The following is a 377-nucleotide window of genomic DNA, read 5'->3' on the forward strand; positions in this document are numbered from 1 at the left end:
GCCAACACCCTAATTCCTCCTCTCCTGTTGAAGAGAGGAATTATGCAGCATTAACGAAGGTAGAGATTCAATCACTACTAGATCAAAGCGGTATTGAATACAAGGCTAATGCAACGAAGGCCGAACTAATCACTTTATTAGTAGGTGATGAAAATGGATAATCTTTTGCAAGAATTAAAAGATGTTCTTAAAATCACATGGAATGAAGAGGATGCTAGTTTAATAAAACTTTTGGAAAAAGGAGAGGCGTATTTGTTGGCTTTAACAAATGCGTCTTTTGATTTTTCAAAGGAGCTAACCCCGAAAGATTTGCTGTTAGAACGTTGTAGGTATGTTTATAACAATGTAGGTGATGAGTTTGAAAAAAATTATAAAAA

Annotated in this window: 2 protein-coding genes; both read left to right on the forward strand. The window is 34.7% G+C overall.

Features of this window, described 5'->3' with window-relative positions:
* On the forward strand, window positions 1–161 hold a 161-nt coding region (locus ACQGS6_RS29500; protein WP_426966114.1), incomplete at its 5' end, for a hypothetical protein.
* On the forward strand, window positions 154–377 hold a 224-nt coding region (locus tag ACQGS6_RS29505; protein ID WP_426966113.1), incomplete at its 3' end, for a hypothetical protein. The genes ACQGS6_RS29500 and ACQGS6_RS29505, both read left to right, overlap by 8 nt.

This window comes from Bacillus sp. GMs2/2, from assembly GCF_050172095.1.
GTDB lineage: Bacteria > Bacillota > Bacilli > Bacillales > Bacillaceae_G > Bacillus_A > Bacillus_A cereus.